This window comes from Streptomyces carpinensis (assembly GCF_002154505.1).
GTDB lineage: Bacteria > Actinomycetota > Actinomycetes > Streptomycetales > Streptomycetaceae > Streptomyces > Streptomyces carpinensis.
Map to the genome: position 1 here is coordinate 1,108 of NZ_MUBM01000580.1, position 236 is coordinate 1,343.

Consider the following 236-nt stretch of genomic DNA (forward strand, 5'->3'; position numbering starts at 1 on the left):
CATCTCGGGGTTCGCGGCGAAGCCGCACAGCGCGGAGGCGAGGGTGAAGCCGCCGATGCCGACGAGGAACAGCCGCTTGCGGCCGTGGATGTCACCGAGCCGGCCGCCGGTGATCAGGCCGGCCGCGAACGCGAGGGCGTATCCGGCGGTGATCCACTGGATCTGGCTGAAGGACGCGCCCGCGTCCCGCTGGATGGAGGGAATCGCGATGTTGACGATCGTGACGTCCACGAGGT

Annotated in this window: 1 protein-coding gene; it reads right to left on the reverse strand. The window is 69.5% G+C overall.

Annotation, left to right across the window (positions count from 1 at the left end; all coding sequences use genetic code 11):
* Window positions 1-236: MFS transporter (locus BZY54_RS54265; RefSeq protein ID WP_244217677.1), on the reverse strand; the 236-nt coding region annotated here is incomplete at both ends.